Annotated in this window: 16 protein-coding genes; 8 read left to right on the top strand and 8 right to left on the bottom strand. The window is 62.2% G+C overall.

Annotated features, from left to right (window positions below; translation table 11 throughout):
- Positions 1-428: 428 nt before the first annotated feature.
- Complete coding sequence (abc-f, locus tag AYK65_RS22530; RefSeq protein WP_081160941.1) at positions 429-2,051, top strand: ribosomal protection-like ABC-F family protein; 1,623 nt, start codon at positions 429-431, stop codon at positions 2,049-2,051.
- 336 nt (positions 2,052-2,387) lie between these two features.
- On the opposite strand, the gene AYK65_RS22525 is transcribed toward abc-f, so the two are convergent.
- Positions 2,388-2,972 (bottom strand): hypothetical protein, encoded by a 585-nt coding sequence (locus AYK65_RS22525; protein WP_139793318.1) that lies wholly within the window; start codon positions 2,970-2,972, stop codon positions 2,388-2,390.
- Between the two features lie 481 nt (positions 2,973-3,453).
- On the bottom strand, positions 3,454-4,398 hold the full coding sequence (locus AYK65_RS22520; protein WP_081160936.1) for a threonine/serine dehydratase: 945 nt from the start codon (positions 4,396-4,398) through the stop codon (positions 3,454-3,456).
- A 53-nt stretch (positions 4,399-4,451) separates the two neighbouring features.
- On the opposite strand from AYK65_RS22520, the gene AYK65_RS22515 reads away from it, so the two are divergent.
- The gene (locus AYK65_RS22515) at positions 4,452-4,754 is read left to right on the top strand and encodes an ArsR/SmtB family transcription factor (RefSeq protein WP_081160933.1); all 303 of its coding nucleotides are present in this window, start codon (positions 4,452-4,454) and stop codon (positions 4,752-4,754) included.
- A gap of 231 nt (positions 4,755-4,985) precedes the next feature.
- Entirely contained in the window at positions 4,986-5,378 is a 393-nt protein-coding gene (locus AYK65_RS22510) for a GFA family protein (RefSeq protein WP_081160931.1), read from the top strand.
- A 290-nt stretch (positions 5,379-5,668) separates the two neighbouring features.
- On the opposite strand, the gene AYK65_RS22505 is transcribed toward AYK65_RS22510, so the two are convergent.
- Together AYK65_RS22505 and AYK65_RS22500 are read right to left on the bottom strand one after the other, a co-directional pair.
- The gene (locus AYK65_RS22505; protein WP_081160928.1) at positions 5,669-6,031 is read right to left on the bottom strand and encodes a nuclear transport factor 2 family protein; all 363 of its coding nucleotides are present in this window, start codon (positions 6,029-6,031) and stop codon (positions 5,669-5,671) included.
- Positions 6,032-6,163: 132 nt separating this feature from the next.
- Positions 6,164-6,553: a nuclear transport factor 2 family protein gene (locus tag AYK65_RS22500; RefSeq protein ID WP_081160926.1), complete on the bottom strand. Its 390-nt coding sequence runs from the start codon at positions 6,551-6,553 to the stop codon at positions 6,164-6,166.
- Between the two features lie 53 nt (positions 6,554-6,606).
- On the opposite strand from AYK65_RS22500, the gene AYK65_RS22495 reads away from it, so the two are divergent.
- The 3 genes from AYK65_RS22495 to AYK65_RS22480 all read left to right on the top strand — a co-directional run bounded on the left by AYK65_RS22495 (position 6,607) and on the right by AYK65_RS22480 (position 9,344).
- Positions 6,607-7,185: a TetR/AcrR family transcriptional regulator gene (locus AYK65_RS22495; RefSeq protein ID WP_081160923.1), complete on the top strand. Its 579-nt coding sequence runs from the start codon at positions 6,607-6,609 to the stop codon at positions 7,183-7,185.
- Positions 7,182-7,853, top strand: a complete 672-nt coding sequence (locus AYK65_RS22490) for a hypothetical protein (RefSeq protein ID WP_081160920.1) — start codon at positions 7,182-7,184, stop codon at positions 7,851-7,853. The genes AYK65_RS22495 and AYK65_RS22490 overlap by 4 nt, the downstream gene beginning before the upstream one ends.
- A gap of 873 nt (positions 7,854-8,726) precedes the next feature.
- Positions 8,727-9,344, top strand: a complete 618-nt coding sequence (locus AYK65_RS22480; RefSeq protein WP_081160915.1) for a cupin domain-containing protein — start codon at positions 8,727-8,729, stop codon at positions 9,342-9,344.
- Between the two features lie 356 nt (positions 9,345-9,700).
- On the opposite strand, the gene AYK65_RS22475 is transcribed toward AYK65_RS22480, so the two are convergent.
- On the bottom strand, positions 9,701-12,913 hold the full coding sequence (locus tag AYK65_RS22475) for an adenylate/guanylate cyclase domain-containing protein (RefSeq protein ID WP_081160913.1): 3,213 nt from the start codon (positions 12,911-12,913) through the stop codon (positions 9,701-9,703).
- Between the two features lie 600 nt (positions 12,914-13,513).
- On the opposite strand from AYK65_RS22475, the gene AYK65_RS22470 reads away from it, so the two are divergent.
- Complete coding sequence (locus tag AYK65_RS22470) at positions 13,514-14,386, top strand: S1C family serine protease (protein ID WP_081160910.1); 873 nt, start codon at positions 13,514-13,516, stop codon at positions 14,384-14,386.
- A 16-nt stretch (positions 14,387-14,402) separates the two neighbouring features.
- Positions 14,403-14,975, top strand: coding sequence for a helix-turn-helix transcriptional regulator (locus tag AYK65_RS22465; RefSeq protein WP_081160908.1), 573 nt, complete (start codon positions 14,403-14,405; stop codon positions 14,973-14,975).
- A 196-nt stretch (positions 14,976-15,171) separates the two neighbouring features.
- Here the strand turns inward: AYK65_RS22465 and AYK65_RS22460 are convergent, their stop codons facing one another.
- From AYK65_RS22460 to AYK65_RS22450, 3 genes are all read right to left on the bottom strand, one after another.
- The gene (locus tag AYK65_RS22460; protein WP_139793317.1) at positions 15,172-15,558 is read right to left on the bottom strand and encodes a hypothetical protein; all 387 of its coding nucleotides are present in this window, start codon (positions 15,556-15,558) and stop codon (positions 15,172-15,174) included.
- Between the two features lie 303 nt (positions 15,559-15,861).
- Positions 15,862-17,286 carry a type I glutamate--ammonia ligase gene (gene glnA / locus AYK65_RS22455; protein WP_081160905.1) on the bottom strand — a complete coding sequence of 475 codons (1,425 nt, stop codon included), beginning with the start codon at positions 17,284-17,286 and terminating at the stop codon, positions 15,862-15,864.
- Positions 17,287-17,295: 9 nt separating this feature from the next.
- On the bottom strand, positions 17,296-17,781 hold the full coding sequence (locus tag AYK65_RS22450) for an aminoacyl-tRNA deacylase (protein ID WP_081161335.1): 486 nt from the start codon (positions 17,779-17,781) through the stop codon (positions 17,296-17,298).
- Positions 17,782-18,125: the final 344 nt, after the last annotated feature.

Below are 18,125 nucleotides of genomic sequence, written 5' to 3'. Positions count from 1 at the left end.
CAAAATTAGCGATCGGCCGTTGCGGGGCTGAGCACCACGACGTCCGTGATGGACCACCTCCGAGCCGTGCTTCCAATGCATTGCTGCGTTGCGGCATGATGCCTATGAGGCGACCGGAACTGGTGTATGATGGGCGTCATCGAAGCAATGCACCTCCTCCCGCAGAGCTTCGGTGTTTCGGGCGGCCCGCACCTCCTCCCAGGGACGTCCGTAGGAACAGCGGCATTCCTCCTCCCAGCTGCTGTTCGGTTCTTTTCGGAAAGCCTGCCGCACCTCCTCCCGCGGCAGGCTTTTTCTTTTCGGCTCAGGGCGGGAGGGCAGCCACGCCGTGCGCAGACTCAAGGATCGAGAAGGATCCGCCGACTTGAGTGACAGCCGAACCAACCCGTGCCATAGGGGTGCGCGCAACCAACCAGGCCTTCCCTCACATGATCCGCATCGATAATATCAGCAAGTCCAACAGTCACCGCATACTCTACATCGAAGCCTCAGCAGCGTTGAACCGCGGCGAGAGGATTGGTCTTGTCGGCCCGAATGGGGCGGGGAAGACGACGCTCTTTCGCATGATTACCGGCGAGGAACTGCCCGACGAGGGGCAGGTTTCGGTCGAGAAGGGCGTGACGATCGGCTATTTCGATCAGGATGTCGGCGAGATGGCCGGACGGTCGGCCGTCGCCGAGGTGATGGAAGGGGCAGGGCCGGTAAGCGCCGTGGCGGCGGAGCTGCGTGAGCTCGAGGCGGCGATGTCGGACCCGGATCGCATGGATGAAATGGACGCGATCATCGAGCGCTACGGCGAGGTGCAGGCGCGCTACGAGGAGCTTGACGGCTATGCACTGGAGGGACGTGCCCGCGAGGTTCTGGCGGGGCTGAGCTTCAGTGAGGAGATGATGGACGGCGATGTCGCCAAGCTGTCGGGCGGCTGGAAGATGCGCGTGGCGCTCGCCCGCATCCTGCTGATGCGTCCAGATGTCATGCTGCTCGACGAGCCGAGCAACCATCTCGATCTCGAAAGCCTGATCTGGCTGGAAGATTTCCTGAAAGGCTATGACGGCGCGCTCTTAATGACGTCCCATGACCGCGAGTTCATGAACAGGATCGTCACCAGGATCATCGAGATCGATGGCGGCGCGCTGACGACCTACTCCGGCGACTATGGCTTCTATGAAGAGCAGCGGGCGCTGAACGAGAGGCAGCAGCAGGCCCAGTTCGAGCGCCAGCAGGCGATGCTCGCCAAGGAGATCAAGTTCATTGAGCGCTTCAAGGCCCGCGCCTCTCACGCCTCGCAGGTGCAGAGTCGGGTGAAGAAGCTTGAAAAGATCGACCGCGTCGAGCCGCCGCGCCGCCGCCAGACGGTCGCCTTCGAATTTCTGCCGGCGCCGCGCTCCGGCGAAGACGTCGTCAGCCTCAAGAATGTCCACAAGGCCTATGGCAGCCGGACGATCTATGACGGCCTCGACTTCATGGTGCGCCGGCGCGAACGCTGGTGCATCATGGGCATCAACGGCGCCGGCAAGTCGACACTGCTCAAGCTGGTCACCGGCACTACCACGCCGGACAAGGGCAACGTGTCACTCGGCGCCAGCGTCAAACTCGGCTATTTCGCCCAGCATTCCATGGACCTGCTCGACGGCGACAGCACGATACTGCAATGGCTGGAGGAACGCTTTCCCAAGGCCGGGCAGGCGCCGCTCCGGGCGCTGGCCGGCTGTTTCGGCTTTTCCGGCGATGACGTCGAGAAGCGATGCCGGGTGCTCTCCGGCGGCGAGAAGGCGCGGCTGGTGATGGCCGCGATGCTGTTCGACCCGCCGAACTTCCTCGTCCTAGACGAGCCGACCAACCACCTCGACCTCGATACGAAGGAAATGCTGATCAACGCGCTCTCGGCTTACGAGGGCACTATGCTGTTCGTTTCGCACGATCGCCGTTTCCTGTCGGCACTTTCCAACCGCGTGCTGGAACTAACACCGGGCGGTATCCATCAATATGGCGGTGGCTATGCCGAATACGTGGAGCGCACCGGGCAGGAGGCGCCGGGGCTGCGTTGGTAACGGGCTGCGCTTCCGCGATCGGCGTCGCGAGAGTTACGGCTTCCATTGTCAGCATTTGCAGCTTGGCAGATGGGGTTTTCGCCGTCCTCTCGTAGCGGCGTCGCAATGTGCCAAGGTGATGTGGTGTAGGCGACCTTCGGCTTGACTCGCAACGCACCCTTCCTTCTTCCGGAACGAGCGCGCGCCGTTGCAGCCGAGCGCGCCCCCCGAACTTGCGGGCGAAGCAGCGATAGTCGCCGAAATAGCCGACGTTCCTGCTCAGCCAGGATTGCGGCCACGAAACTGAGGCAGATAGCGGAAAAGCTGTAGCCGACGCTGGGGGTCAGCCGCCAGCCGTCACGGATAGGGTGTGAGGAAGCTCGCCGGTAGTGGCCGCCTCTGCTCGTCGATGATCGTTACCGGGCGGGCCTCGAACACCACTTCGCCCGGCTTGTAGCGGAAGGTTCCGTTGGGACCGATGAGCGAACCCATCGACAGTTTGCGGGCGAGCGACCAGTCGCCGTTGGCGGCGGCGAAATCGGCGAGCATGACGACTTCCTCGTCGTTTCCACGCATAAAGTCGAGAAGCGTCGTCGGCTCGCCTAAGGTCTCTCTTCGACCGACCCAGTCGACGCACCGCCGGTAGAGCTTGGGATCGAAGCATTTCGAGCGGAAAGAATCCGTGCCCCGGATCGAATTGGCGCCGTTGTCGTCCTGATCCGTATCGCGCATTGATCTCGAGGTACAGAGCCCCGGCTCGAAATCACGCAGATGGCTCGAGACGTTGCTGCGTAGTTGCGATCGCCTTGCGCCGCCCGTCCCGTACGAGGCGTAGAGTTCCGTGAGGCGCTGCATTTCATCGACCTTCATGCTGCCATAGGCGGTGTGAATCCCTCTGAACCTCGCTCGCTGGTCCGCCCAACACGACCTCTCCGTCGTCATTCTCGCTTCCACCGTCAGCACTTCGAAGTTGATGATCGCGCCGGTAATCGGGTGGGTACCCTCAACTCGCCTCCGGCGCGCGAGGCCATATTTTCCGCCAGCCCCCGGCCCGGCGTCGCCCGAAACTCGCTGGGCTGACTTGGCAACGGGTGGACGAGGCCTTGTCTCTGCGGCACAGCTACAGCATGCACCAGACCGCAGTGATGGTCACCAGCTTTAAGGAGGGATGCATTAGCCATGCCTCGACCCTCATCGCGTTCTGCGGGCGCGCGGCACGGTTCCCGCGATTGCCAATGCCTTGAGCTATGACGCTATCGGCGTCTATATCGAGCCGGGCAATGCGCCTATGCCGAGCGGCTGGTGCTCAGAAGCACCCAGAGGTAAATTACCTCCTACCGTAGCCGGGGCCGCAATTTCAGAGCGTCTCGGCTGGGTCGAGAGCAAGCCATCCGGGCGACAGCCGCGATCCGGGCACTGAACCTCAGCCGAACCGTACCGCCGTCGTATTGGCACCGCAGACGAGCACCGCAATACGCTCGCCCGGCGCAGGCACATATCTTCCGCCGAGCAATGCAGCCAACGCCGCCGCCCCGCCCGGTTCCACGGCAATCCGCGCCGCTTCCCACAACGACGCCTGCGTCAGCTTTATTTCGTCATCGGTGACGAGGAGCGAGTGCTCGACAAAGGCCTGCGCGATAGGAAACATCAGTCCGCCGACTTGTCTCGGAGCGAGCGAGTCGGCCGCGATCCCTTCGGCGGGCGCATCGACTGGGTGCCCCGCATCGAGCGCCATATGAAGCGTCGGCGAGCCTTCGGGCTCGACGGCGACAATTCTTTTACGACCGGCAAACCAGCCGGCGATGCCGCCGATCAAACCACCGCCGCCAACTGCAACCAGCACGGTATCGATATTGGGTAGGTCTTGCTCCATTTCGAGCCCGAGCGTGCCCTGACCGATCAGTGTCTCGACCTGATCATAGGCATGAATTGTCAGCGCGCCGGTCTCGGTGGAGAACGCCTCGCTTGCCGCCAGCGCATCAGCATAGCGGTCTCCCGCAATCATCAGCTTTGCTCCGTAACTGCGGATACGCTCTGCCTTGGCCGGCGAGGTGACGGTCGGCACGAAAATCGTGGCAGGAATTCCCCGGCGCCTTGCGGCATAGGCGACCGCGGCACCGTGATTGCCACCCGAAGCGGCCACCACACCGGCCTCCGGCACAGCTCTGCCAAGAAGATTGGCGAAGGCACCGCGCACCTTGAACGATCCGGTATATTGCAAGCATTCGAGCTTAAGCGCGACTGGCAGAGGTGCGCGGCCAAAGTCGATCATGTCAACGTGAAGGACGGGTGTATGCCGGATATGAGGGCGGATCAGCGCTTCCGTCTCGCGAATGCGCTCAGCGGTGATCGGCGTGTCTACCTTCATAAGTCGCTCCTACCGCGTATTGACATTAATTAGGTACTTGGCAAACTGACGAAATGCAAGAGATCGATATCATCAAGGCGATTGCAAACGAGAGACGGCTCCAGATTCTCGAGTGGCTCAAGAACCCGCAGGCTCATTTTCCACCTCAGACCGACGGCGATCTTGTCGAGGATGGCGTCTGCGCGGTTCTGATCGCTGAGAAACTCGGTCTTTCCCCGCCCACTCTCAGCGAACATATGCGCGTATTGTCGCAGGCCGGGCTGGTGCGCCCAAAACGGATTAAGCAATGGATACTCTACAAGCGGGATGAAGAACGGATCAGCGCCCTGAAGAAGCTGCTGCAAGAACGGCTGTAACCGCTGCAAGGCACCCTGATCCGTCCCGCACTGCCGCCGCGGTGGAATGTCCGCAACGGGTCCGCAAACTGAAGTTCGGCAGCCGCTCAGCTCACGTCTGGTTCGCGTACTTTTGAGACGTTCGTTCAACCGAAACTTCCGACCCTTTGCTGTCGTTTAATTGCTATTCCTGGACGCCCGACGGGGATCGCTGTAAACATTCCGCCCGCTTGATCTTATAGGAGACGCAGCATGGACCGATTCACGGGAGGCTGCCTATGCGGTAACATCCGAATTGTGGCGTCGGGACTCCCATACCGGGTCGGCCTTTGCCACTGTCTCGACTGCCGCAAGCATCACGGGGCCCTTTTTCACGCTTCCGCGATATTCCCTCAGGATGCGGTGACGATCGATGGCGAAACACGCGACTACGCCGGGCGGTTTTTCTGTCCCCGCTGCGGCTCGCCTGTTTTCGCACGCGCCGCAGACGAAATCGAAGTGAACCTGGGATCCCTGGATGCCCCTGATCAACTGAGGCCAACCTACGAACTCTGGACCATCCGTCGCGAGTCCTGGCTGCCGCCGTTTCCGCTCTCGAGACGATATGACCGTGATCGTGACGGCACGAGTCGCTTTGAGGAGTAGGTCGCACCAACACGCGAAGGCGAACGTCCGGTTCCCCCTTCCGTGCCTGTCGTTGCGAACCAGCGATGGGCTCAAGCGGCTTGTTCACCTGAATGTCCGCTGGCCGGCCCAAAATTGATTCGGGAATGACCGCAAAGGGCTCAAACTTGCCGTTCATCGTGCCGGACGGGTGCCTGACTCGGTCAGAGTGTGGCCTGTGATGATAATCATGGCTCCGGTCTCCTGCCGCGGCGCTCGCGCCCCAATCGCTATGCTCCCTTCACGTATCCTTGCTTTTCGACCGTCCGGCGTTATCCCTTCACGTAACCCAGTCCCTCGACGATCTTTCCGTCCCGGACGCGCATGATGTTGATGCCTCGGGTCCGGTCCTTTTCGCCTCCGCCCCAGCGAAGCTGCCAGCGGATGATCCCGCGGTCCTCGCTTGCCCAGATCTCCTCTGCTTTGAAGACGAGGTTGGCGGACGACGCCACGCCCTTCCAGAAATCGAGGCAAGCCTCACGCCCGTCGTAGCGCGCTCCATCCTGGCCCGGCGCCGTATTTTCGAGGACACAGCCCTCGCCGATGAGATCATCGAGGTCGTCGGGGCGATGCTTTTCGTATGCGTTATGAAAGCGTTCCACGATTCCGCGGGTAATGCTGCTGTCGCTGGTCATTGTCTCACCTCATTGAATGATGAAGCCGCTGTCGATCCCAAGCGCGTGGCCGATGATGAACTGGGCTCCGGTTGAACAGAAAAAAACGACGATGCTTGCGACTCTCGCTTGCCTTGTCGTCCTTGCCGGGGATTACTCCGGCAAGGGCGCCGACTGGCCGGGCGCCTTGGCATAGGACAGGGCCTCAACGATCCGCCCGTCACGGACACGGATCAGGGTGGCGCCGCGGACCGAACCACCGTCGCCGAAATGGAAGCGCCAGGGGATGTAGGCGCGGTCGCCCATGGCAAAAGTGTCTTCGACCTCGAGGCGGTTGACGCGGTCGGCCGCCAAGGCCTGCCAGAGCGCCAGATTCACGTCGTAACCTTCGTAGCGCGTGCCGTTCGGCGCCGGCTGGATCGACTCCATCACGCGATCCGGCGCGACCAAGTCTTTGAGGATGGCGGGATCGTGTTCGTGGAACGCCTGGTTGAACCGGCGGATGACCTCGGCTGTCTCCTCGGCTCCATCGCACTCATGCACAGAAAGGTCTGTCTGCTATTGTGATATACAGACCTGTCTGCTAGGGTCAAGCCATGAAGCAAAAAAAATCTGAAAGTCCGCCTGAAGCCGGTCCTGCGCGCCGCCGGTTGCTCGACACCGCGACACGGCTTTTCTACGAATCGGGCATCCATGCTGTCGGGATCGACCGGATCATCGCGGAGGCCGGCGTCGCCAAGGCGACCTTCTACAATCACTTCCCGTCGAAGGATCACCTCGTCGTCGCCTATCTCGAAGAGATGGACCGGCTGGGGCGCGCAGCAGTCGCGGCGCTCCCCAAGCAGGCTCCTCGGAAAATGATCTCGGCCATAATGGAGCGCATCAGCGAAGCCGTGGTCGCGGGAGGTTGGCGGGGGTGCCCGTTCCTGAACGCGGCGGCCGAATACCCCGATCCGGCCAGCCCTGTGCGGCATGCGATCAACGCGCGCCGCGTCTGGTATCACGACAGCCTCCAGAGCCTTCTTGCAGAGGACGGCGATCCAACGCCTTCCGTCACCGCTTCCCTCCTCGTCGCGCTTTCGGACGGCCTGCTCGAAAGTGCCTATCTGGATGATGCCGAAAGCGTCCCCGCCCTTGTCGGCGAGGCGGTGGCCAGACTGCTGGACCGCCGATGAGCGCCGCTCGCCGCCCAAGTAGCACCGGTCTGCGCCAGTTCCTGGATCTCCGGCAGCAGCACGATTGGATGGAGGGCAAGACGATCCTGCGCGACGCCGACGAGCGCGCGGAGTCCCTGGAACTGCGTTTCAAATATGTCCCGCGTTTTGAGAAGCTGCTGCGCCGCCCGCAGGCGCCTGAGGTCCTGGAGGTTCTCCGGCGCTACGGCCGCGACTGCATCCCGATCCCACGCCGGACCGAGCGGCACTACTGGTCGGTCTCCTGTCTGCCATCAACTCCAGGCAAGGCGCTGGTTCGCGTCAATGCGAGCTGGATGGAGCTTTTCTCGCTCTATGCGGACGGCGAGGGCATCCGCGCGCTTTTCTTGGTGCATCTTTCCGATTTCACCACCGACCATTCACTCGATCAGAACCAAGTGGACGAGGCTTTTCTTGAGCGCTGTGTCGTGACGCCGGCGGACGTCGGCTATTTCTTCCCCCGAGGCGAGGACATTTTCGGCATCAAGGTCCGCGGCTTCTCCTCGATCTGCAAGTTTCTAGCGGCGCGGCGAGCGCTGAGGGCCGTTCGGGCGTTCAACCTGACGCACATGAACCGGGGCCGGAACGCGTATCAGGCAAGCCACTGCTACAGCGTGGCGGATCACATGCTGGATGATGAGGAACGCTGAGGGGCAAACGGGCAGAGCACGCGGCTTCATTGCCTCTCTCGGATACCGCCCCTGGCCCGGACGTCAGGAATCAAACGACGCTAGGAAAAAGCGTCGTGTCGTCTCATCGGCGGGGAAGAAGCTCTCCAGCGTCAACTCGGCGAGCGTGGTGTCGCTGGCGGTGCCGAATACGGTGGTTGCGGGACAGCAGCGACAGGACAGGACCGTCCGGCACACGGAGCATCAGTGGCCACTGCCACACGTACGACCGGTGGTGGTGCGGTCTTGCTGCGCCGCGTCGGAAGCGCCTGGAGTTCATTATGGAGCCGCGCCAGCTCGGAACTGCCAGTCGCGGTGAAATCGCCCCGGGGCCTTCCCAACAGATGGTGGCGCCACTCGGATAGATTTTCGATGCGCGATGCGGCGTTAATCGGCGCATTCGTCAGCCGAGCCGGCAAGCCCTTCAGCGTCGCGATCTCTTCAGGACTTCCGGCTTGGCGCAGAGCGGAAAAACCGGCCATGCGCGTGATCAGACGCTTTCCGTCATCCAATCATGTCTGAAATCTGCCGAAGTTGCGAATGGAGCCGTTCTGGACATGGTCCCTCAGCTTCCAAGACTGTGGTAGAATGACCGTCGGAAATACTCGCGACCAGCGGTTCAGGGGAGCGCATGGTATGCGCGCGGGTCTGGTGTTTGCCATCAACGGCTGCCATTGCCGTGCGTCACTTCTCGACGACATTCGAGCAACGATATTTGCGCTGCTGGCGGCCATCGCTCTGCCTTGTCAGTGCGAGACTGAAGGGCGGCGCCTCGCCACGGTCGTCTGCTTGTAGAACGTGCACCGCATTCACCCTCGGGCGACCACCAACGAAGCATAAATAGGAGGACCAATCATGAAGCCGCAATCCATCAGCGCGCGCCGTATCGGCGTGCTTATGTTCGCGCTGTGTGCTTTCGGACTGATGACGTCACCCTCGGTGTCCGCGGAGCGCAAATTCGTCATCGAGCCGGTGGTCGAGAAGAAGGTGAAGGAACTGCCCTCCGGACCGTTATACTGGCGGCTGGAAAATTTCCCGACGCTGACGCAAGCCCAGGGCGCTGCGGGCCCGACGTCACTGGCGGCGGAGGTCGCGGGCAAGGTGTGGCTTTTCACGCTTGGATCGAAGGATGGCTCTACGCCTGGCGGAACCACGGTTGTCGAGATCGGGCCCGTCCCGCCGATCAGCGCAAGCGAGTATTTGCTGCGCGTCAACCGCGTCGGTGCGGCCCCCGGCCTCAAGTCACCGATCCATACACATCCGGGATCGGAGGCCTTCTATGTACTGGCCGGCAAGCTCGGCCAGAGAACGCCCCACGGAGTGAGCTATGCCGAAGCCGGCACGACAATGATCGGACACGGTGCCGACACGCCGATGGAGGTCTTCAGCGCCGGCACAGCCGCTCTCGATCAGCTAGCAATCTTCGTGGTGGACGCCAATCGGCCCTTTGCGTCGCCAGCCAGCCTCGACTGAACGACGTGGTGATAGCCGAAGGCAAGTACTTTTTCCCGGCTGTAGCCGTCGAGCGGCGACATTGAGAGGCCCTAGTCGGGCCACACGCAAGGTCACAAAGCTGTCGCGGGCCCGATCAAACAGCATCGGTCGCTGGCCAAACTTCGACACCTGCCGCGCTGGGAGATCAGACCGCAGGGTATGCGGGCGACGGGATTGCGTGAAGCCGACCAATGCAGCAGAACGGGTCGATGGCTTCGCGCCGGGATGCGTGGATGATGAACCAAAGGACGGCGCCACGAGGTGGCGCATTGTGGGTTCGACCATGTCGACGACTACACGGGGGCTTGTTCAGCCCAGCATTTGTTTGCCTCGGATCACTCACGCCTTGCAGTTGCGGACCCGGATCGGAGTCGTCCTTCTGCCACACTGTCTCGCGCTCGTGCGATTACTCGTTCTGACCAGAGGAGGGGTTCGCCACGGGTGTAGTCCTCAAGCAATTCGGCATGGCGCCCCGCCGCTTCCCAATCGCCTCCCTTGAGGCAGGCTTCGATCGCCGATTTCCTGAACTCCAGTTGATTAAGGACAGGTGCCCCTTTCGCAAGTAGTTCCTCTGCCTCCGCGAGCGACGAAGCCCGCACTTCAGGGTCGTCCGTGATCAACGCCAGCTCGCCCAAAATGCGTGGCCCGGCGAATGCCATTCCTGTCTCGCGTGCAATTGCGAGCGCCTCGTTCACTTGCTGGAGCGCGCCATCCATGTCGCCCGTGAGTCGCAGCAGGCTGGCGCGATTATATAGACCGACCGCCAGGAGACGCCTTGCACCAAGAGATTTCACCAGGGACAAGCCTGCGCCCAGGTGATCGAACGCTTTGCTGTATTGTTGCAGCTCGCGGTGACACAGGACGGCGGCGTTATGTGCGAGACTCTCGCCGCGCTTGTGGCCAATCTTCCCCGCCTCATCTATAGCGAGCAAGGCTGTATCCAGAGCCGCGGAGGTGTCACCTGAGTAGTATTGCGCTGTCGCCGCCATGGGACGGTTAGCCGCAACAATTCCGAAGAACCCGTGCTCCTGGGCCAGCCGCACACAGCGGTCAAAAAGCTTGTAGGCAGATTCCATTCTGGCGCTGACGAACTGGACGTCGGCCAGTCCGCCAAGCGCCATCGCCTCGAGCTCGACCGAACCCGCCTTCTTCGCCAGCTCCAGCGCCCGCTCGTGCTCGCGGCTGCAGCCTTCGGCATTGCCGCTCGGAAAATAAAGATTGCCGCGCAGGAAGTGTATGCGAGCCAGCTCCGCTACGAGGCCGAGCCGTGAAGCGGTGTCCTCGGCCTGTTCCAGGTCTGCGAAGGCTCCGTCCATGTCGTCGATCGTGCGTCTCGCCCCTGCACGGTCGATCTGGACGCGGCACCGATCGCGATCGTCGGTCGCTGACGCCAGTGCGAGGTCGTAGGCTGCCACTGCTTCCCGGATCCGGCCCAGACGTTCAAGGATTTCGGCCCTGGAGTGGGCCAGCTCATAACGCTGGCCTCGGGCAACGACGATCTCGAGACCGCGGTCTGCGAGCGGAAGCGCGGTTTCGTACCGATAGCTCCCGACCAGCATCTGAGCTGCTGACAGGTAAGCTGCCGCTGCCCTCAGATCCTCCGCGCGGTCGAGATGTTCCGCGCGCGAAACCGGATCGTCATTGACCGCAAACCACTCGGCGGCCGCGAGATGCAAGTCGTGTCGCCGACTCCGCAGCAGCGTCTCGTACGCTGCATCCCGAAGCAGCGCATGGCTGAACAGCACAGCCTCGCCATGCGCTCTTAGGAGGCGCTGCTCGAACAGCTTGTTTGGCGTGTAACGAGAATCCCCCAAGAGATGCCGCAAAGCCCGAAGCTCGAACCTCTGGCCCAGAACGGAAGCAGACTGGAGAGCCGTCTTGTCATCGCCGTCGAGCCGGTCGAGCCGAGCCTGCATGAGGCTCTGCACCGAGCCCGGAACTTCCACGGTTCCGACCCTCTGCTGCGTCTCGGCGAGAAGCTGTTCGAGGAACAACGGATTTCCTGCGGCCCGCTCGACGCAGCGTTCAACGAAGCTGCCGTTCGTCGCGAGCAGTCCGCTCGCGAGCGCACGTGCATCTTCGAGCTGCAGGGGTCCGAGATCGAGCGTGACCAGCGGCGCTTCGGCAACTTGTTCGCGCCACTTGGAACCAAGACGGTCGCCCTCACCGCGTGAGGTCATGGCAAGTATGGTCTTGCAGTGGGCGGACGCGGCCGCGATTGCCGCGAGGTGGGCGAGCGTCATCTCGTCGGCCCAGTGAAGATCCTCGATGACGATGAGGATAGGCCGATCACGGCTTATTCGCTGTACCAGGCCGGTGGCGGCCGTAATCCTGCCCGCCCGCCTCGTTTGGTTGTCCATGGCATCCACGAGAACTCGCAGCTCGGACGGCTGCGGCAGATCGAGGAGATCGTTCAGGAAGATCGTCTCGTCTTCGGCAACGAGTCCTTTGGCCTGCGCCGTTTCAAGGGCGCGGCATCTCGCCGAAGGCTCGTCGGCTAAGCTGATACCGAGAAGGCTGTGCACCAGAGCGCCGATCGCGTCACGCCCCTTGCCACCACCAAAGTCGAGAACGAGGGCGGAGTAGCAATCAAACCCGTCGGCGCGTGCGAGACGCTGGAACTCCTCCACGAGACGGGTCTTGCCGATGCCCGCTTCGCCGCGAATGTAAAGAGCCTGACCTCGGCCAGAGGCCCGGCATGCAGCCGCGGCTGCCTTGAAAATCTGAAGCTCCTCCTCGCGGCCGACGAGGCGGGCCGTTCCAGTGGGGACATCCGTCCTGCGTCGGAGTACCTGCCACGCCCGCACAGGTTCTGCAAAGCCCTTTATGGTCAGCCAGCCAGCGTCCACGCAGTCTATCTTGCCGCGCGTTGCCCTCATGACCGCATCGGAAATAAGAATGTCACCAGGCGGTGCCGCGGCCGCAAGACGGGAAGCCAGGTTCACGGACTCGCCGGTCACGGTGTATTCGTGGTGGGCGACGCTGCCAGTCGTGCTTGCGATGACCTGGCCACCTGCGACTCCCGAATGAACCTGAAGCCTGCGGCCGTGACTCTCCGCAAGTTCTGAAACAGCATCGCGCACCTCCAGGGCAGCATGGACTGCGCGGAGCGCGTCGTTTCCGTGGGCTACCGGCGCGCCGAAAACCCCCATGACGCAATCACCGATGTGCTTGTTCAGGTATCCGCCATGCGCAACGATGATGGGGTCGACACGCTCGAAGAAAGCGCCGACGAGATCATGCAGCTCTTCGGCATCGAGTTCGCGACTGAGGGCCGTAAATCCAGCTATGTCCGCAAAGAGGACCGTCACCTGCCGGCGCTCGCCAGCCAGCCTGTGCGATGCCTGAGACGGCTGCCCATCGCCGGGAGCTTTTAGTCTCCTGATCGCGTCAAGAAGCTTCTTGCGGTGCCCGAGCGCAGAGACCCCCAAGTTCCGTAAGTCCTCGTCAGTAAGATCGCGCAGGATGTCACCGTCTATGGCGTTCTCCTGAAACGACCCGATGTACTGCTCGAGCCCTAGTGATCGCAGCCAACTGACAACGTCCACCTGCCTGTCCTTTCAGGTTGAGGCGACAGTTGAATTCTTCCTAACGTCTGAAAGTGAGCCAGTTCGCGCTCTCAACACGCCTTCACGACTTGCGGCTCGCGAAGCTCCGTAAATTAGGATTTTAGCATAGTCAGGGGACGCCGAACAAAGGATGGTTGCGGAGACCCGCTTAGTGGCGAAGTTCAAACGTTCCCATTGCCCATCACCGGCGACCGTAATAGGTCGAGAATTCGCCTTCATCAGTGTCGTGGGTGGATGGTGAGCAGTCGCCCGCTCTGGCTAGCACGAATGGCCGCCGTTGAGCTGCTGAGGCCAAACACAAGGCCAAGTTGATCTTCCAGCGCGCGAACCTGCTGAGCGACCCACGCTCTACACTGCGAGACTGTAGGCGGCGCGCTTAAGCGCGTCGCAGAGCTTCGAGACAATGTCGTCGATCTGGTTTTCTCTGTGACGAGCGGCGAGGACAGTGCGATGATGTCGCCTCGAGCCGGCGTGGCGCGACCTGCCCGGATGGGCAGTTCGCGCCAAACTAGCCGTTAGGCCAGTTGGACGGCATGGTGAAACAGGCGAGATTCCTCAGATGGATTGAGGAGAAAGACCATGCCGAAAGCCAGCCTTGCCGACTTCTCTCGAGAGATCGCCGGCCTTGTCGCCGCCGCCGCTCCGGGGATCGCCGCCGTCCATGCCAGCCGCCATAGTTCTTCGAGCGCCGTCCATTGGCGTGAAGGATTGTTCGTTGCCGCGAGCGAGGCGATCGAGACCGAGGAAGGTATCACTCTGACTTTGCCGTCCGGCAACTCCGCGGGGGCCGAACTCGTCGGGCGCGATCCAACGACGGGGGTCGCGGTGCTGAAATCGGATGCGCCTGATCGCGCACCGGCTCTGAAACCTGCCGGACGGACAGAGGCAGGGAATCTTGTCGTCGCTGTCGGCCGGGGGGAAGCTTCTACGCTGGCCGGCTTCGGGATTGTCAGCGAGGCCGGACCCGCTTGGCGCAGCATGCGTGGCGGCCTGATCGACCGGCGCATCCGCCTTTCCGCGAGCATCGACCCGCGCGCCGAGGGCGGTGCGGCGATCGATGCCGAGGGTGGCTTCATCGGACTCGTCCTGTTCGCCCCCCGCCGGCGCGCCCTTGTCATTCCGGCCGAAACGGTCGACCGGGTTGCGGCAACGCTCGCCGAAAAGGGCCATATGCCGCGCGGATATCTCGGAGCAGGGTTGCACCCGGTGCGTCAGGAGAAGGCGCGGGGCGCAATGGTGATGAGCCTCGAGGCGGGCGGTCCGGCGGAGAAGGCCGGGCTGGTGCTCGGCGACATCATCACATCGTGGAATGGCGAGACGGTGGAGGGCGTGCGGGACCTGATCCGCCGGATCGGTCCCGATAGTGTCGGCAAAACGGTGGCACTCGGAATATTGCGCGGTGGTGAGGCGCGAAGCCTCGACGTCGTCGTCGGCGCACGGCCGCGCTCCTGAGCGACAGTGAGGATGGATGGCTGAGCGCCCGCTGACAGTGATGATAGCCCTGTCCGATCCGGAGCAAACGGAGGAATTGGAACATGCTCTGGGGGAGCGCGGTCAGGTGGCCATAGCGACGTCTTTCGATCTCGAGCAGCCGGAGAATTTCGATGTGGTCGTGACCGATGGCGAACCCCTCGATGCAGCGACGCCGCATATCGTGCTTGGTGCAGCAGCCTCGGGTGGCAACATCCATGCTGTCCTGCCGCACTCCGCGGATGCTGCGCTCATCGCTGCCGCGACGACGGTCGTCGCGGCCGGATATCGCCTGTCAGCCGTTGATGCTGGAGAGGCAAGCGAGACCGCTGGTACGGAAGAGGCAGTGCTGCCGAGCGACGTGCCTCACAACCTGTCACTCAGCCCCCGCGAATTGGAGACGCTTGCGCTGCTTGCTGACGGGGCCTCGAACAAGGTGATCGCCCGCCAGCTCAAAATCTCGGTGCATACCGCGAAATTCCACGTCGCTGCAGTGCTCGCCAAGCTTCATGCGCAGAACCGCGCCGACGCTGTGGCCATAGCGCTGAGGCGAGGGCTGCTTTACCTATAACGCTCGGCTAACAAGTGTGAAAACCGCGACGGTGGCACCAGGTGCCTTCGGGTCAGGGGGGGTCGCGCCGCGCAACGGCCCGGCAGCACGATCAACTCCCCACGACGGCTGGTGCGTCCCACACCGAAACTCAAACAGACGCGCCTTATCAGCAGTGAAGCTCACGGTCGTGAGCTGGCCGCGCTTGACGGTGAAGCTAAGATCGTAGCCGGCGATCGTGCTCCGCGCCGTTGACACCAAGGATCTCGAGCATGACCTCATCGCCCTGGTTCACGATGATCTGATTGGGCTCCCAGCGGTAGGTCGATACCTCCCACCGGCCCTCGGCATTGGGAGCTTCGAGTTCGTAGCCCTTACCTTCCGGTAGGGCGGCGCTCGGGAACGGCTCCTTGTCGACGATCGTCCCGCCCTTGGCCTCAACCGCGCCATGGTGATAGTGCGTTTCATGCTGGCCGCCTCCGCCGAACCGGCCAAGCCTGCTGTGGTCAGCGCCGCAGCCAAAGCAAGCCGGACGCCGCTCCGCCGGCCGCGATGCTATGCCTGAACATTTGAAATCTCCCTTAGTAAGATTTGCACCCTCCACGAGCGCTGTGCCATCGCTTCGGCGTCGGGCTGAGCGTCGTACAAGGGAGACACGCGAACGCTCCCGATTATTCACTGTGCATGCCTGGATTCGAGCATAGCGGCGATGCGGGCCGCGGCGTCCAGCTTAGAATATGTTGCGACGACTGGCTCGCGCTTTGACTTTTGGCCCGTAAGAACTTCGAAGGGTCAGTGCGCTGTTCGTCTTCACTCGCGAGCGGGGCCCTGTCCCGAGTAAGTGCTCGGAAAACGCGAAAGAGGGCCTGCTCTGATCCCGCCCAGGCAAATCCTCTTTGCAAGGCCACTAGACGTCATAATAGAGGAGAAACTCGTAGGGATGCGGGCGCATGCGTATCTCCGTGATCTCGTGCGAGCGCTTGTACTCCACATAGGTCTCGACGACGTCTGTCGTGAACACGTCTCCCGCAAGCAGGAACTTGCAGTCCGCCTCAAGCGCATCAAGAGCCTCGCCGAGCGACGCCGGTGTCGAAGGGATTGCGGCGCGTTCAATCGGCGGCAGATCGTAGAGGTTCTTGTCAATCGGATCTCCCGGATCGATGCGGCTTCGAATGCCGTCGAGGCCGGCCATGAGCATGGCGGCGAAGGCCAGATACGGATTGCAGGAAGGATCCGGGCAGCGGAACTCCACCCGCTTGCTTCTGGGGTTGAGCGAGTACATCGGGATCCGGCACGCCGCAGAGCGGTTGCGGCGTGAATAGCCGAGATTGACCGGCGCCTCGAAACCAGGGACGAGCCGCCGGTAGGAATTGACGGTGGGAGCGCAGATGCCGAGCAGTGCTGGCGCGTGTTTGAGGAGCCCGCCTATGTAGTAGCGCATCACTTCGCTTGAGCCGGCATAGCCATCGCCTGCGAAGATCGGGCGATCTTCCTGCCAGATGCTCTGGTGGACGTGCATGCCCGAGCCGTTGTCGCCAAACAGGGGCTTCGGCATGAAGGTTGCGGTCATGCCGCGGCTGCGCGCGACATTCTTCACGACGTATTTGTAGATCATCACGCTGTCGGCCATGCGCGTCAGCGTCGCAAAACGCATATCGATCTCGCCCTGGCCACCGGTCGCGACCTCGTGGTGGTGGGCCTCGACCTCAATGCCAATTCGTTCGAGAAGCGTCACCATTCTGGTGCGCGCGTCCTGAAGGGCGTCGGCAGGCGGGACAGGAAAGTAACCCTCTTTCGGGCGCAGCTTGTGCCCGAGACCGGCTCCGTCCCTCGCCCTCCAGTTCGCCTCGATGGAGTCGATCTCGTAATAGCCGTAGTTGGTGCCCTGATCGTAATGGACCTCGTTGAAGACGAAGTGCTCGAGTTCCGGGCCGAAATAGGCCGTATCGCCGATACCGGAAGTCTTGAGATAGGCTTCGGCCTTTTGTGCGATAAAGCGCGGGTCCCGGCTATAGGGCTGGGCGCTGACTGGGTCGAGAATATTGCAGATCAGGACCAGCGTCGGCTCCTCCGTGAAAGGTTCCAGGAACGTGGTGGTCGGATCTGGCACGACGAGCATGTCGCTTTCCTGTATTTCCTGGAAGCCCCGGATGGACGAGCCGTCGAAGCCGATGCCATCGGTGAAGCTGTCCGCACTGATGGCGCCTGGCGGCACGGAGAAATGCTGCCACAGGCCGGGAAGATCTACGAACCGAAGATCGATCATCGCGATCTCGCCGTCCTTTATCGTCCGCAGAACGTCATCCGGGCTGGCGTAGCTAACGTAAGACATCGCCGCCTCCTACCTCATATTGGTCCGTCGAAGCGAGGCCGGAGCTCGACTGCGCCGCCGGCCCTTCTTCCGACTGCGTATCACTCGATCATCTCCCCGAGCGCGCGGGCCCCGATTGCGAGCGCTGAAATTCCCATGAAGCGCCTCCCGCGTGAGCCGCGCAAACTGTGCCTGGCTCATATGGACCAGGGTGGCGTGATCGCCGCCCTCGAAATAAACCTCCGGTTGTTCGCAGACACCATCCTCGATAATGATGTCCAGCCCGTAGCATTCGCCGATCGGGGGAACAGCGCCGTGTGTGCAATCCGGGATCAACTGATCGAGCTCATGATCCGTGGCGAGCGTCAGCTCCTCGCCGAGTGCCGCTTTAAGTTTCCTGAGCTGCACATGGCGGGAAGCAGGCAGAATGGCCAGAAGATGGCCGTCGCGTCTGCGCAGCACGACGCCTTTGGCTAAGCAGCGGGCTGCGACGTGGCAGCCGCGCGCGGTAGACATCGATGATCTGGTCGGCCAATGCTCGACCAGATCGTACTCGACGCCCTTGCGATCGAGATATGCCTGGAGTGTCAAGGCAATGCTCACAATCCCACCCTCCCTAGGGCGAGACCTTCCATCGTGAGGCCCCGTGCTTGCGTCTCACGATATTCAACCAGCTAATATAACACGTCGCGGCTCTCGCGTTCCAACTGTTCAATTTGCGGCGAAGCTTTGTGGCGCAATACCCTGTTGGCGTCCACGCATGGTTGGGGCGTTGCCTCTGAGATATGACAGCAATCGGACGCGGATCGGTCGTTAGTCAGAAAATAGCTGAACGACCGCAACGGGTCCTGGCTGTGTAA

The sequence above is a fragment of the Ensifer aridi genome (assembly GCF_002078505.1).
In the GTDB taxonomy this organism is placed as follows: Bacteria; Pseudomonadota; Alphaproteobacteria; order Rhizobiales; family Rhizobiaceae; genus Sinorhizobium; species Sinorhizobium aridi.
The sequence above is the reverse complement of the archived record's forward strand: the minus strand, read 5'-3'. Positions and strand labels throughout refer to the sequence as shown.

What these genes read in the sequence shown, in the direction of transcription:
- AYK65_RS22490 (WP_081160920.1), top strand. Translation starts at nt 7,182, where the DNA reads ATGAGCGCCGCTCGCCGCCCAAGTAGCACCGGTCTGCGCCAGTTCCTG.
- AYK65_RS22515 (WP_081160933.1), top strand. Translation starts at nt 4,452, where the DNA reads ATGCAAGAGATCGATATCATCAAGGCGATTGCAAACGAGAGACGGCTC.
- AYK65_RS22480 (WP_081160915.1), top strand. Translation starts at nt 8,727, where the DNA reads ATGAAGCCGCAATCCATCAGCGCGCGCCGTATCGGCGTGCTTATGTTC.
- AYK65_RS22505 (WP_081160928.1), bottom strand. Translation starts at nt 6,031, where the DNA reads ATGACCAGCGACAGCAGCATTACCCGCGGAATCGTGGAACGCTTTCAT.
- AYK65_RS22495 (WP_081160923.1), top strand. Translation starts at nt 6,607, where the DNA reads ATGAAGCAAAAAAAATCTGAAAGTCCGCCTGAAGCCGGTCCTGCGCGC.
- AYK65_RS22510 (WP_081160931.1), top strand. Translation starts at nt 4,986, where the DNA reads ATGGACCGATTCACGGGAGGCTGCCTATGCGGTAACATCCGAATTGTG.
- AYK65_RS22450 (WP_081161335.1), bottom strand. Translation starts at nt 17,781, where the DNA reads ATGTCTACCGCGCGCGGCTGCCACGTCGCAGCCCGCTGCTTAGCCAAA.
- AYK65_RS22470 (WP_081160910.1), top strand. Translation starts at nt 13,514, where the DNA reads ATGCCGAAAGCCAGCCTTGCCGACTTCTCTCGAGAGATCGCCGGCCTT.
- glnA (WP_081160905.1), bottom strand. Translation starts at nt 17,286, where the DNA reads ATGTCTTACGTTAGCTACGCCAGCCCGGATGACGTTCTGCGGACGATA.
- abc-f (WP_081160941.1), top strand. Translation starts at nt 429, where the DNA reads ATGATCCGCATCGATAATATCAGCAAGTCCAACAGTCACCGCATACTC.
- AYK65_RS22520 (WP_081160936.1), bottom strand. Translation starts at nt 4,398, where the DNA reads ATGAAGGTAGACACGCCGATCACCGCTGAGCGCATTCGCGAGACGGAA.
- AYK65_RS22525 (WP_139793318.1), bottom strand. Translation starts at nt 2,972, where the DNA reads ATGACGACGGAGAGGTCGTGTTGGGCGGACCAGCGAGCGAGGTTCAGA.
- AYK65_RS22465 (WP_081160908.1), top strand. Translation starts at nt 14,403, where the DNA reads ATGGCTGAGCGCCCGCTGACAGTGATGATAGCCCTGTCCGATCCGGAG.